General features: G+C 37.2%; 12 protein-coding genes. 6 read left to right on the top strand and 6 right to left on the bottom strand.

Features of this window, described 5'->3' with window-relative positions; all coding sequences use genetic code 11:
- Nucleotides 1-438: 438 nt before the first annotated feature.
- The 3 genes from MKY09_RS02290 to MKY09_RS02280 form a co-directional block, all read right to left on the bottom strand.
- A complete protein-coding gene (locus tag MKY09_RS02290; RefSeq protein ID WP_342567468.1) occupies nt 439-1293 on the bottom strand; it encodes a GyrI-like domain-containing protein in 855 nt (284 codons plus the stop codon).
- 681 nt (nt 1294-1974) lie between these two features.
- Nucleotides 1975-3351: an IS4 family transposase gene (locus MKY09_RS02285; protein ID WP_169360310.1), complete on the bottom strand. Its 1377-nt coding sequence runs from the start codon at nt 3349-3351 to the stop codon at nt 1975-1977.
- A gap of 421 nt (nt 3352-3772) precedes the next feature.
- Nucleotides 3773-4270, bottom strand: a complete 498-nt coding sequence (locus MKY09_RS02280; RefSeq protein WP_169359057.1) for a flavin reductase family protein — start codon at nt 4268-4270, stop codon at nt 3773-3775.
- 136 nt (nt 4271-4406) lie between these two features.
- Here MKY09_RS02280 and MKY09_RS02275 point away from each other — a divergent pair, with 136 nt between their 5' ends.
- Nucleotides 4407-4733, top strand: coding sequence for a general stress protein (locus MKY09_RS02275; RefSeq protein WP_169359058.1), 327 nt, complete (start codon nt 4407-4409; stop codon nt 4731-4733).
- Between the two features lie 20 nt (nt 4734-4753).
- On the opposite strand, the gene MKY09_RS02270 is transcribed toward MKY09_RS02275, so the two are convergent.
- Nucleotides 4754-5971, bottom strand: a complete 1218-nt coding sequence (locus MKY09_RS02270; RefSeq protein WP_342567467.1) for an MFS transporter — start codon at nt 5969-5971, stop codon at nt 4754-4756.
- Between the two features lie 282 nt (nt 5972-6253).
- On the opposite strand from MKY09_RS02270, the gene MKY09_RS02265 reads away from it, so the two are divergent.
- Nucleotides 6254-8395, top strand: a complete 2142-nt coding sequence (locus tag MKY09_RS02265) for a DNA topoisomerase 3 (protein ID WP_342567466.1) — start codon at nt 6254-6256, stop codon at nt 8393-8395.
- 70 nt (nt 8396-8465) lie between these two features.
- Here the strand turns inward: MKY09_RS02265 and MKY09_RS02260 are convergent, their stop codons facing one another.
- Both MKY09_RS02260 and MKY09_RS02255 read right to left on the bottom strand, forming a co-directional pair.
- Nucleotides 8466-9512, bottom strand: a complete 1047-nt coding sequence (locus tag MKY09_RS02260; protein WP_342568206.1) for a P1 family peptidase — start codon at nt 9510-9512, stop codon at nt 8466-8468.
- A 12-nt stretch (nt 9513-9524) separates the two neighbouring features.
- Nucleotides 9525-10916 (bottom strand): 5'-nucleotidase C-terminal domain-containing protein, encoded by a 1392-nt coding sequence (locus tag MKY09_RS02255; RefSeq protein ID WP_342567465.1) that lies wholly within the window; start codon nt 10914-10916, stop codon nt 9525-9527.
- Nucleotides 10917-11086: 170 nt separating this feature from the next.
- Between MKY09_RS02255 and MKY09_RS02250 the strand changes: the two genes are divergently transcribed.
- The 4 genes from MKY09_RS02250 (at nt 11087) to MKY09_RS02235 (ending at nt 13023) form a co-directional block, all read left to right on the top strand.
- Complete coding sequence (locus MKY09_RS02250) at nt 11087-11554, top strand: TspO/MBR family protein (protein ID WP_342568205.1); 468 nt, start codon at nt 11087-11089, stop codon at nt 11552-11554.
- Between the two features lie 220 nt (nt 11555-11774).
- Nucleotides 11775-12416 (top strand): hypothetical protein, encoded by a 642-nt coding sequence (locus MKY09_RS02245; protein WP_169359069.1) that lies wholly within the window; start codon nt 11775-11777, stop codon nt 12414-12416.
- Between the two features lie 164 nt (nt 12417-12580).
- A complete protein-coding gene (locus tag MKY09_RS02240; protein ID WP_342567464.1) occupies nt 12581-12811 on the top strand; it encodes a hypothetical protein in 231 nt (76 codons plus the stop codon).
- Between the two features lie 14 nt (nt 12812-12825).
- Complete coding sequence (locus MKY09_RS02235; protein ID WP_342567463.1) at nt 12826-13023, top strand: hypothetical protein; 198 nt, start codon at nt 12826-12828, stop codon at nt 13021-13023.
- The last annotated feature ends 204 nt before the right edge of the window (nt 13024-13227 follow it).

Genomic DNA, 13227 nt, shown 5'->3' with positions numbered 1-13227 from the left:
CGTTCTCAAATAGCGATAGATTAAGATAGTCCAAAATTTGGGGATATGATTTTTATGCAGATACAATTCGATTGTGGTATTACTTTGGTGGTTATTCTGAAGGTTCAGGTACACTATATGATTTATCCAATAATGACCTAGAAACAGATATTGAGGAAGCCTTAAAAAATGTACTTAAATAATTGATTAACAAGTATAACCTTCGAGATGTGAAAAAAAGTGACTGGGGAATAAAGATTTCGGAATATATGAACAAAAAAACATGTACGAATCAAAAGATAAACTAATTGAACTGTGTAAAATTGTGAGCAGTTAAATTGATTAAGATGATTTTTTTGAACTGTATAGTTGTTGGGCCGAAGAAGAAAGTATATCTTGCCTCCATTCAAAAATCCCACTAGTCGTTTTGGCGTCGACGAATGGGACCTCTATTTCAAATTATTTTAATGGAATCCAAATTTCTGAATAGCAATCTGGACTGAATGGATCATCCTCTGTATACCTTTCGAACTCTGGAGTTCCTGCATGTTGATATCCGTTAGCAGGGAACCATTCAGAGAAAATTTGTTTCCAAACTTTTGTCATTGCATCAGGCATTGGACCATGTACTTCAAAAACACCCCATTTAGAAGCTGGAAGTTCGATTACTTCAAATCCTTCTTTAACGTCACCTGCATATTCTGTAGCAACCCAATAGTCAATTTTCTCATGAGGTTTTTCTACACAAATACCGAGCATTCCTTTAATTTGTCCATTATTAATTTGTACTAGCTTGTCAGTAGTGCCATCCCCATTTAATTCATCCCACATTTTAGGAATTCCGATTAAATTTCCCTCATTCTCAAGTAAAAATTCTTTTTTTATACCTATTGCTTGAAAGCCTTCACGTTCTACGATTTGATATTTCATTGGTTCTGCCCCTTTCAATCTCACCTCTATCACGAGGCGGTTATATGATTTGATCTTGCCAATATTTTTTCTAGCGTCACTTGGTGAAACCTCATGCTGACGCCTAAAGGCTTTTGAAAAAGCCTCGGGAGTATCATAGCCGTACTTAAATGCAAGGTCGATAATCTTACTGTCTGTTCTTTTTAACTCATCTGCTGCCAAAGTCAATCTTCTCCGTCGAATATATTCACCTACTGAGGTTTCTGTTAATAATCCAAATGCTCGTTGAAAATTGTATGCAGAAGAGTTTGCTTCCTTTGCAATGCCCTCTATCGAAATTTCTTCTAATAAGTTTTCTTCGATAAAGTTAATTGCTTTTTGTAACGATTCTAACCAAGTTGACATGCTATTTCCTCCTTATTTAAATAGTAAATTTATTTCACTTTAAATACCTGTCTTTAAATGCTCTGTTCTGTCAGAATTTATTTCTATAAATAATTTTATCTTTTAATTCACCAAAATAAAGGGGCATCCTAAAAGTTACAGGGAACTAAAACTCTTAAGTAATGTGGAATAAAGAATCTACTTGCTTTTCACTGGGAGGCAATGCGCGCTGTTTTAGCAGGAATCCCACAAAGATTGCAAAATGCAGCGTTCGAAATCCTTCAATCATGCGCTGGTAGAATTCGATGGGGCGTTTAATGAGTGGAATAGAAGAATTGATAAAAAAGATGCACGTAAAGTAATGGGGGCTTTAGTAAAAAACAATAATAAAAGGCTATGTTAAAGGTTATGGTTGATTTAGGATGCAAAGAAATATTAAATCAGAGAGTAGAATTGATTTCCGCCCCAGCCGGACGCTTTCCTCGGGGTGAGCGATAAGCCATCACCCATCGCTAGCGCGCGTGGTTGTGATGTCTTATCTGTCTCACTCATCCCGTAGCATAGCTATCAAGTTAAGAAAAATTTACGTCATTCACTCTCATATGAACTGGTATTTTTGAAAATTAGACCATATGAAATTAACACTTTTTGGTTTAACCAAAAAATGTAAGTTTAATTTCTTTCTATACAGGGCATAGAATACTAACTGTAATTTGCACCGAGTATAATCAATGGATCCTTTTCAGGTGGCCCTTTTGTTTTCAATGCATGTTTACAAAGAGCACCATGAAACCTTTTCAGTACCCCATTGGTAAGCTTGGTGTATTTTTTTATGCTTTCAAACATCAAGCGAATAAAGCGTAGTGCAACTGAGATGCCCTTTTGAATGCTTATCTCTATTCTAGATTTCTCTAGCAAGAATAAACGTGCCTGATAAGTTGTTGTAGTTGTGATTAGAAACAATAATAAATGAGCGAAAAAATGACATAGGACACGTTCTTCCTTTATCTGTTTATAAAAAGTGGTCGGGAAATTAGATTTCCATCCTTTAAACAATAACTCGATCTGCCAGCGCAATCGGTAAAGGTCCATCACTTTCTCAGCTGGGATAGTATCCGGGAGGTTTGTCATAATAATCGTCGCCCCATCTAGCGCTCTTACGTGCTCCTTTGTCTGGTAACGTGAATGTTTACGTTTATACTGATCACTTTTATCTTGTTCCTCTGTATGGCGATACAAAATTAAACGGGTAGGGAATTTATAGTCATACCCCACATAAACTTCCTCCCATTCCCTTACGGAGCCACGCTCCATTTGTTCCAGGTGCTCTGCCAAAGATTCCTTCTGATAAAAAGAGGATTTGACGACCCTGCCATCGGCATGGTAACGAGGGTTGGGATTCCCTGTATAGATAGAACAATCTGGTCGAACTCTAGAGACGAAATAGCCCCCGGACTCATCAATTTTTTGGAAGGTGGGTAGATGGAAATAACCCAAGTCTTGTAGAAATAAATCGCCAGGTGAGACCGTCTCTAATCGATTCTTCCCATATAGAGAATCGTTTTCCTTTCCGTTCATCCAGTCAGCCAATATGAACTGTCCTGTCAGGAATTCATACTCCAGTTGGCATTTTAATTCGGCTCGATAGACGCCAGGAAAAGTCTCCTTCAAATCCGAAGGAAGGGAATGGATGGTCGCGTCTATTATACGGATCCTCTCACAAAATTTTCGTAGTTCGTCACTGATCGGCAACTGATAATTTAACTCCACTTGTATAAAATGTTCCAAACACTTTTTTAGAAATACAATTAATTCTTTATTTAAACGTTGGTTTATTGCCTCTGGAGTCATAGAAATATGACAGGTTTCTTCTAATGACAGGCTGAGCTCGCGTAGCGAACTGCCGGCCAGGTTTCCGCAATGATAAAGAAGGATGTGGAGAAATGAATACGCATCAAGCTTTCGTTTTCGTTTGATCCATCCTGATTCTTTGGCCCAACAATCCAACTTATCTGGGGAAAATAGTTTATACAATTGTTCCATTAAGAGTTTCCATTCGTCTAAATCTGTTTTTTTCATGTGAAGCACCTCCTGTTGGTTAGTTTTCTATACCAACCTCGAGGGTTTTTATAAACTTCTTAACTTGATAGCTATGTCATCCCGTAGGAGTCGCCGTCTGGCGCTCCAATCAATAAATGGGAACAGCTTTAATGCAACGATAAGTGCTAATAAATATACTCGCATAAACAAAGCCGAAAAACTGTACCCAATCCCAATTTCATCATCTATTTATGTTCTTAATAGCCATTTGAAAGTTCCTTTGTGTATGCTTACAGTCACTATAAAAAAGAATGGTTAGTCAAAATCAACCAATAACTTTAACAAAGCTTAATAAAAAAATGAGTCAGGAAAAAAATATCCTAACTCATTTTTATGTGTATTGTATAACTAACTTTACCTTTAACATATCGTATTTATTTCTTCCCTAGCCATCGAATACTTATTTATAAAATTCTTTAGGAATAGCCCCGACAAAGCGACGGTGGTATAGTAAAGGATTTTTTTCCTCATTCTTTATATCCTTAACTTCTCCTATTAATATAGTATGGTCTCCAGCGTCTACTTGTTTAAATAATGTACATTCTAAAACAGAAAGACTATTTGCTAATATCGGCTGATTTAATTCGGATGCTCGCCATTCACAGCCAGAAAAACGATCTTCCACTCGGCTGGCGAACAAATTACAAAGGTCACTTTGATCCTCTGCTAATATGTTCACTACAAACTTGTCCGCTTTTAAAAACTCTTCATATAAGAACGCTTTTTTATCAATAGACCAGAGAACAAGTAATGGATCCAAAGAGACAGAGGCAAAGGAGTTAACAGTCATTCCCATCGGCTTACCTTGTTGATCTAAAGCAGTTACCACGGTTACTCCTGTCGGGTAATTTCCCATTGCAGTCTTAAAACTTTCTATTCGTTTAGATTGGTTTTCCATCCGGCAACTTCCATTCTATTTTTCTTTCATCATAACAAATACCATTTATTGTTTCACATAATACGTTTTGTATTTAGTTTAAATTTATTCAGGACGGGTAAAGTATGAAGGAGAACAAATACTGGAGGGATTTTATATGACAGTCAAATTAACTGTAGAAAATGCCGTACAGGCTAAGCAAGAAATCGAACGATTAGAAACTCAAGGGTACCATAAAGACCATATTCATATTTTTGCACATTCAAAAGATCGTGCAGACGACGTAAATGACGCATTAGATACTTCTGATGTTGGAGTGAAGGAGATGGGATTCCTTCAATCAATGAAGAATATGTTCTCTTCACGTGGAGATGAACTACGAGCTAAAATGAGCGGTGCAGGATTAACCACTCAAGAAGCAGAAGCTGCAGAAAAAGAATTAGATCAAGGTAAATTAGTAATTATTGCTCATGATCCTAAATAAGAAGTAGAAACAGCCCCTTGTTAGACAAGGGGCTGTTTTTTAGTGTTCCAATATTGTATGAGCATTACAAAAACTACATAAATCACAGGAACTATGGCTGTAAATGTTACAAGTCCACTCCATCCAAGTCGCTCCCATAGCGGTCCTAATAAGGTGCTTCCCACCCCTACCCCTATATAGTAGGAAACGAGATATAGACTGGAGGCACTCCCTTTATGATGACTCGCTTCTCTACTAACGGAGGACGCAGCCAAGGAATGGGCTGTAAAAAACCCTAAGCACACTACACATAAGCCAACTACAATCATCCAAACTGAACTACTGTTTGTAAGTAAAATACCCATACTCAGCATAAAAACTCCAGATATGAGGACCTTTCTTTGTCCTATTTTTCCTGCCATCCAGCTGGCTAACGGGGAGCCAATTACCCCAAGCCCATATGCGAAAAATATATTTGAAACAGCATCAATTGAAAGTGAAAAAGGTGAATTAGTCAGATGGAATGGTATATATGTCCAAATTCCAGTAAAAGAAAGCTGAAGCACAATTCCCAATCCGAACATTAACAGCAGGGAAGGATTTTTAAAATGATAAGCAAAGCCATCTAGATCATTTCTAAAGCTCGCTTCCTGAGGCTGGAAATTTCTTGAGTTAGGTAAAGTAACCAACACTAATATAAAAACAAATATGCCACTAACCGCTAAAATATAAAAAGCTATTTCCCAAGAGAAATGCTCTGTTGCATAACCTGTCACGACGCGCCCTATCATTCCTCCTAAAGCATTACAGGATATATATAGGGCGGTTGCTACACTCAAAAATTTCCTATCTATTTCCTCACTTATATAGGCTAATGCTGCAGCTGGCACTCCAGCAAGTAGGAAGCCCTGGATAAATCGTAAAATAATAATCCACACAAAATTATCCGAAAGAGTCATAAGAAAAAAAGGTATCACCGAGCCAATTATAGAAAATCTAACGAAATTAGTTCTGCCAATCCGATCAGAGAAAAAACCTAAAACGATTAAACCAATTATAAGACCAACTGTTGTTAAGGACATCATCATACTAGAGTAAGAAACCTTAACGTCAAACTCCTTCGTAAACATCGGAAGTATTGGTTGAACTGAATACATAGAACCGAATATAAACATGGACGCTAAGCCCAGGCTCCCTACTATTCTCCAAAATTGAAAATCTCTAATAGAATATCCTTTAAAATTACTTGAATCACTCAATATTATCCCATTCTTTCAGGAAGCTTCAAAAATAGCTGAAGCAACAAAAACCCCAACTTTTTCTTAATCAAAACCCCCCACTACCATTCCCTCAAGTGAGTAGTCAATCCTAGCTCCATATTAATTTTCATAATTATAGCAAAATTCATTAGGTTAATGTTAAAGAATATCAACAACCTCAATTAAACTTTCTCCCAACTGAAAATTTAAGATACGTTAGCCCTTTGTATTTTACTCCAATTTAATGCACAATAAATATATGAATCTTGAAGAGGTGAAAATGTGAAACCAGTCATACTCGCTGAGAAGCCAAGTCAAGCGAAGGCATATGCAGACGCTTTTTCAGTAAAACGCCATGAAGGCTATATTGAAATTCTCCCCTCACCTATCTTTCCCGAAGGAGCTTTTATTACTTGGGGAATTGGGCATCTAGTAGAATTGAAGGAACCTAAAGCATACGATCCTAAGTGGAATAGATGGTCACTCGCTAGCCTTCCGATATTACCTGAACGCTATGAATTTCAAGTAGCTAAAGGGAAAGCAAAGCAATTTACGATAGTGAAAAAACTCATCAAATCTACCGATACAGTCATTAATGCATGCGATGTTGACCGCGAAGGCTCTAATATCTTTTATAGTATTTATAACCAAACAGGCGCTAGAGGGAAAACGATTAAACGTTTATGGATTAACTCACTAGAAGTAGATGAAGTTCGTAAAGGTTTTACTAACCTGCAGAACAATCAAAAGGACTTACTCATGTATGAAGAGGCAAAAGCTAGACAAATCAGTGATTGGCTTGTTGGTATGAATGCTTCTCGCCTATACTCCCTTTTATTAAAAGAACAAGGCATACAAGACGTATTTCCCATAGGACGCGTTCAATCCCCTACACTATATTTGATTTATCAGCGTCATATGGAGATCGAGAACTTTGTTTCAGAGCCCTTTTATGAAATAGAAGCATTATTTACTGCAGAGCATGGAAGCTATAAGGGAAAAGCAAAAGCAAAAGAGCCTAAAAGGGAAATTATTCGAGCGCTTTTAGCTAAGCATGATATTCAGCCTAATTCGCCAGGTGTGATTACCTCTGTAGTAAAACAGGACAAGAGAATTCCACCGCCACAGCTACATTCATTATCGACATTACAGGCTACAGCTAATAGATTGTGGAAAATCAGTCCAGCAGATGTGTTAAAAACGATGCAGGGACTATATGAAAAAAAGTTAGTCACTTATCCTAGAACTGATTCTCGTCACATTACTCCAAATGAGTTTGCTTATATCGTCGGACAAGTGGAGGAGTACCAAAAACTAATCAATAAACCGTTCCCAATAGCCTCTCGCTCTCCAAAAAAACGTTATGTGGATAGCTCAAAGGTACAGGAGCATTATGCTATTATCCCAACTAAAAAGATTCCATCTCAATCTGTACTTGCCAGACTGTCACCGATAGAGAGAAATCTTTACGAGGAAATTATTCGTACGACGCTCGGGATGTTTCATACGGACTATCTTTATACAGAAACAAAGGTTACCACTGAGGTAAACGGATTGCTATTCTTTACAACCGGCAAAACAGAGGTCGACAAAGGCTGGAAGGCTCTTTTTATTCAGTCATCTAATGAAAAGGAAAAAGAAGAACCAACGCTTCCTCCTTTAACCGAGCAGGAATCAGTAGCAAGTAAGATTGAAATTAAAGAAGGCAAGACAACTCCTCCAAAACCATATACAGAGGGTCAATTAATCGCAATGATGAAAACCTGCGGTAAGCTAATAGAAGATAAAGATGAAACGGAGATTTTAAAGGAAGTAGAAGGTCTAGGAACCGAGGCCACGAGAAGTGGGATTATTGAAACCTTAAAAAGACATAACTATATAAAGGTAACCAAAAATATTGTTTCTATTACTGATAAAGGGCGTGTTCTTTGTCAGGCTATTGAAGGAAACCTTCTCTCCAGCCCTTCTATGACTGCTAAATGGGAAAACTATCTACGGAAAATAGGAAATGGTGAAGGCTCTCAAGATCGTTTTCTTGGTAGCATAGCTAAGTTTATCTATAGCCTGATTAATGAAACACCTACCCAACTTAAAACCAAAAACATTACGATCAAGCTTCCTCCAAGAGAACCAAGTTCGAAATATGCAAAGTTTAAGCAGGAACCGATTGCTCCATGCCCTAAATGTGGACAAGGCTCCATTGTAGCACGTAAAAATTTTTACGGCTGTACCAATTATAAAAATGGGTGTACTCAAACATTTAATGGATTTTTCTTAAAGAAAAAAATTACGCCTAGTCAAATCAAGCTGCTTTGTACAAAAGGAATAACAAACACTATCAAGGGGTTTGAAGCTGAAAATGGTCAAAAGTTTGATGCAAAGCTTGCTCTAGAAGAAGGCAAAGTAAAACTAGAGTTTAAATAACCCAAATTGTTTACATGTTAAAGAGTGAAAGGAACCGAGCCATTTACCTCGATTCCTTTCGCTTTTTCTTTTATTCAAATGGATAGGCGTACGCTGTCTCACCCAGACGTCCTTTTGTAGTAACGGCTTGAGATAAGGAGTTTACAATCGCCTCCTCTGTCACTTCTGCTGCAGCTTGGAACAGATCATTCATGACAGCATGATCATCCCTTAGGACACTCCTTGGTTCCACGCTGTTTTCAGAGACATGTGGTATTTTATGAGCAGTTGAAAATGCAATAACAATATCGCCACTTCCATTGCTAAAGTGACTCCCTGTCCTTCCTAAGCCAATACCACAACGCTTGGCCACTCGCTTGAGCTGACTATTTCCTAGAGGTACATCTGTTGCTAAAACAATTATTATGGAGCCATCTGCAGGTGTAGGATACGACGGCACGGAACTATCATCCTTTGCTTTATACCGTTCTGCCTGGAACTCTTCTTTCTTTCCAAAGTTACTTACCACCATGCACCCAATGGTATAGGCGGTATCGCTTGATGTATCATACACTATCCTGGAGGATGATCCTATCCCTCCTTTGTGACCGAAACAAATCATTCCTTTACCAGCTCCAACTGCTCCTTCTATAGAAGCCTCTGAAGTAGCATTTTGGATTGCCTCTATTGCATGTTTAGGTTCTACTGGAAGTTCACGTATAGAATTTAGCCTACCATCGTTACACTCTCCGACCACAATATTAATTGTCCCAGTAGAGACCCCGATATCGGGATTTTCTTTTAGCATATACGCCAAAGTACCTTGAGTGACCGCTGGGACGCCAAATGTATTGGTGAGCATAATAGGAGCCTCAATCACCCCTAACTCATCCACCTGCACTAGACCAGTTGTTTTACCAAAGCCATTTAATATATAGCTAGCTCCTACAACTTTTTGATGAAATAGGTTTTCGCCATGTGGAAGTATAGCAGTGACTCCTGTACAAGCATGCTCACCCTCTTGAAGTTGATGATTTAGCGTTACATGGCCCACTTGGACACCCTCTACATCTGTAATACAATTTTTGGGGCCCACTGGTAACTTTCCGATTGTCACACCACGTTGTCGTATTTTCATTTGCTTCATATTTTATCCCCTTATTTTAGCTACTTCCATCCACCTATTTTGATAAGCAGATTTTATGAACTCAGGTTTTTCTCCATATATTTGAATGATATCCTTAATCTCTTCTGCCCAATAGGTTTCGTTTTGATTAATGGCCAGACTAGGATAACCTGATCCCCTTTGCAAATAGTCGGAGCTTGCAACTAAATACCATTTTTCATCTTCCATTGGAATCTCTTTTAAATAGATAGTTTTAATATGTTTGCCATCGTGCTCAATTTTTAGTCCAGACACGTGTAATCTGCCCACAAATCTCCCCCTAAAACCTGGGCCTCGACCTTCGGCTAAGCAAACCTGGGCATCTAAGGATGATTGCAGTGCTTCCTGAATATGTTTTCCTTGAATCTCAAAAAGAGTAGGATTCAAGGGAGAAGGACAAATTTCTATTAGTTTTTTTCTAGACATCTCATGGAAGATACCTGCATTACAAATACCACTGTTAATAAGTCCAATGTCTGCCTTTAGCATATCCTTCAATCCATCAGCAATCAGATTACTAATAGGATTCTCCTCCACTACATCGTGCCAAAGAGGATTCCCTAAGGTATATAGCGGTTGACTTAATACGTTAACTGCCTTTGTTTTATTCACTTTTAAAACTGAAATAACCTGAGGGTCCTCTTGTATTTCTTTCGTTGATATAGTCTGTGAGTGGATTAGGTCGACCTTTCCTCTTGTCACTTCTATTTCAACTATTCCTAGGTACTCCCCATAGTTACCAGCACTATTCATAATCGTATTATTAATTAACTTCGCTTCTGTGAATAGTTTATGGTCATGAGCTGATATGATAATATCAATTTCCTCTATTTCATTGGCTAACGGTTCATCTGCAAATGTGCCCACGTGGCTTAACAGAATACATACGTCATATTTCCCTTTGTTTCTTTGAATCTCTTCCTTGATAGCAACCGTATAATCATTCATGTAGAGGCCAAGACCCTCGTTAAACACTCCCATATCAGGGGAAGAGCCTGTAATGAGGAGACGCAAACCGTTCTTTTCTAGAATCGTACTCTTACATACTCCCTTTATAGCTGTTAAATCTTTTTTCACTAAATTGTTACTTATAAAAGGAATTGAGCTATTACTAGCCATATGTTCTAGCGTATCGACTCCGTTGAACATTTCGTTGTTACCGATTGTAATTGCATCATAACCACCAGCCTCTAGCAGCTCGAGGGCCGCTATCCCCCTAGTCCCCTGTAGCTCGATGCTTTTAAAATCTGCAAAATCTCCTCCATCTAATACAATCGTATTTTCATCTCGATGCTTTCGAATTAAAGAAACGATCTTTTTATAATTATCAAATTGACTATGTATATCATTCGTATGTAAGATTTTTAATCTTGTCATGAGCTATGTCTCCCCCTAATTATTCTCCTATCATATCATATTCTAATAATTCCATTAACTCTAATATTTTCAAAATTTAAGCGTATTCCAATGTAATTAGGGAATAATTTTTACATAAGACTATTTAGGAGGTAATCAAATGGAAGTATTAAAAGTAAACGGTGAGTTAGATAAAAAAAAAACTAGCTATTAGCATTCTAGTACCTGTTATAGGAGGCTCTATTACAGGCTGGTTAGCCAATCGTAATGCACAAAAAAAATACAAAAAGCTTAAACAGCCTTCCTTCGCTCCCCCTGCTCCTGTCTTCCCTATAGTATGGACGTCCTTATACGCAATGATGGGACTAGCCAAATATCGAGCTGATCAAAAAGTTCAACAAGGGGATAAGGAATCACCTGCAATTCCTCTCTATGACTTACAGCTAGGTTTAAATTTCTTATGGTCTTTCTTGTTTTTCCGTTGGGGTCTTAGAGGAACAGCACTTATTGAAATGACCATTTTATTAGGTGCCATAGCCATGACAGCATATGAATTCCAAAAGAAAGATACTACTGCCGGCGCATTAATGGTACCGTACATCGGATGGGTAACCTTTGCCTTAGGATTAAACTTTGCAGTATGGAAGTTAAATAAATAAATTGAGAACACCAGATTTTGTAATCTGGTGTTTTTTAACCTATTGTTTTGATACAATTAATGTAAATTAATAAAATATATAGGTTTATATAAGTCTTAAAAATTATGATGACGTTGCGAAATATCATATTAAAACAGTTTAATTAGGATAAAAATTAAAGGCTAATTTTCAACTTACCGAATATATTTTTAATAGTACAAAATGTATAGTGGGGGGATAAATGGTGTTACATAACCAGAACGAGAGATTTTCAAAGATTGACACAGAACGTTTAAATATTGTTGATAAGTCTGGAAAAGTAAGACTTTCCTTGTTTAATGATGATAATATTCCACCGGCTATAATGGATGGGGTAGATATTCTTCCAGGTCACAGGAAAAATGATCCTATTTCAGGCTTAATGTTTTATAATGCAGAGGGTGATGAATGCGGCGGCTTAATTTATGGGAATGAAGTTAAGGAAAATGGAGATTACAGTGCCTTTGCTTCACTTACCTTTGACCAATATAAACAGGACCAAGTTGTACAAATGAGGTATGTAGGCGAAAACGGGAATCATAATTATGGGTTTGCCATTTTTGATAGACCAAATAAAAATCTTGGAGAAATGATAAAGAGAACTAATCAAATTGAGAAATCGGATCTTACAACTATAGAAAAAGAAGAAGCAATAGAGAAAGAGTATGCGGGGAGTGTTCAACGAGCATATATGGGTAAAGCCGAAAATGGAGATATTTCGGTACAACTAATGGATAGCAAAGGGAATTCACGCATAAGAATGGTTGTTGACGAAAACGATATACCTAAATTAGAGTTCCTTGATGAAAAAGGGAAAGTTACATATAAACTCCCACCTGATTAAGTGGGATGCACTTCCAGTAACCTTTGCCTTAGGATTAAACTTTGCAGTATGGAAATTAAATAAATAAATTGAGAACCCCAAATTGTATAAACAAATCTGGGGTTGTTTGTTCATTTGTTTTGATATACTTAATGGAATAGATAAACACATTAGGGAGTGACAATATGAAAAATATAAAACTAACAACGATGGAAGCAGTTTTACTAGAATCCTTACGAAGTAATGGCGTATCCAACCAGGAATTACTAGATTGTTTAGATGGTCGTTCCTGGGAGGAGACTTTTTCTACCGAATATGAAACATTACTTAATATTTACAACCAAGATAAACAACAATTTATTGAGCTCTTGGAAAATGGTTACTCCGTCAAATTTATATTACTTTTAATGGTTTAAGGAACTTACTTAAAATGAAATTCAACAAACTAGAGGAACAGGACTATAAAATTGTCGATAATACGTTTGAATTATTAGAGCTTAACCCCCAACAATTAAGTACTCTAAGACAGCTTCTTTCTATTAACTGGGTAGTAGAAGAGCATGAGCGAGAAGGATTAGATACTGACTCGATTCTAGTTAAATTAAAGCCTGTTGTGGTGCCTGAATAATTAGAAATAAGGGACTCCAAGAATAGGTATATTTATGGAATTTTTAACCAGAATATTTAGCGGAGTGCAGACTTTGTTTCCAATATTTTAAATAAGTGGTTTATAAAGGGTGGAAAAGGTCAGTTAGACGAATTTTTTTCACTTTAAAATACGTAATAAACCATTGGTATGACTACATTTTAAGAGGGAGTCGCCGTCTGTCGC

The sequence above is a fragment of the Psychrobacillus sp. FSL K6-4046 genome (genome assembly GCF_038624605.1).
Classification (GTDB): domain Bacteria; phylum Bacillota; class Bacilli; order Bacillales_A; family Planococcaceae; genus Psychrobacillus.
Note: the sequence above shows the minus strand (reverse complement) of the source record. Positions and strands in the feature narration are given on the sequence as shown.

Excerpts from the sequence above, each read along its gene's own strand:
- MKY09_RS02290 (WP_342567468.1), bottom strand. The coding sequence starts at position 1,293 with ATGTCAACTTGGTTAGAATCGTTACAAAAAGCAATTAACTTTATCGAA.
- MKY09_RS02285 (WP_169360310.1), bottom strand. The coding sequence starts at position 3,351 with ATGAAAAAAACAGATTTAGACGAATGGAAACTCTTAATGGAACAATTG.
- MKY09_RS02280 (WP_169359057.1), bottom strand. The coding sequence starts at position 4,270 with ATGGAAAACCAATCTAAACGAATAGAAAGTTTTAAGACTGCAATGGGA.
- MKY09_RS02275 (WP_169359058.1), top strand. The coding sequence starts at position 4,407 with ATGACAGTCAAATTAACTGTAGAAAATGCCGTACAGGCTAAGCAAGAA.
- MKY09_RS02260 (WP_342568206.1), bottom strand. The coding sequence starts at position 9,512 with ATGAAAATACGACAACGTGGTGTGACAATCGGAAAGTTACCAGTGGGC.
- MKY09_RS02255 (WP_342567465.1), bottom strand. The coding sequence starts at position 10,916 with ATGACAAGATTAAAAATCTTACATACGAATGATATACATAGTCAATTT.
- MKY09_RS02245 (WP_169359069.1), top strand. The coding sequence starts at position 11,775 with ATGGTGTTACATAACCAGAACGAGAGATTTTCAAAGATTGACACAGAA.
- MKY09_RS02240 (WP_342567464.1), top strand. The coding sequence starts at position 12,581 with ATGAAAAATATAAAACTAACAACGATGGAAGCAGTTTTACTAGAATCC.
- MKY09_RS02235 (WP_342567463.1), top strand. The coding sequence starts at position 12,826 with ATGAAATTCAACAAACTAGAGGAACAGGACTATAAAATTGTCGATAAT.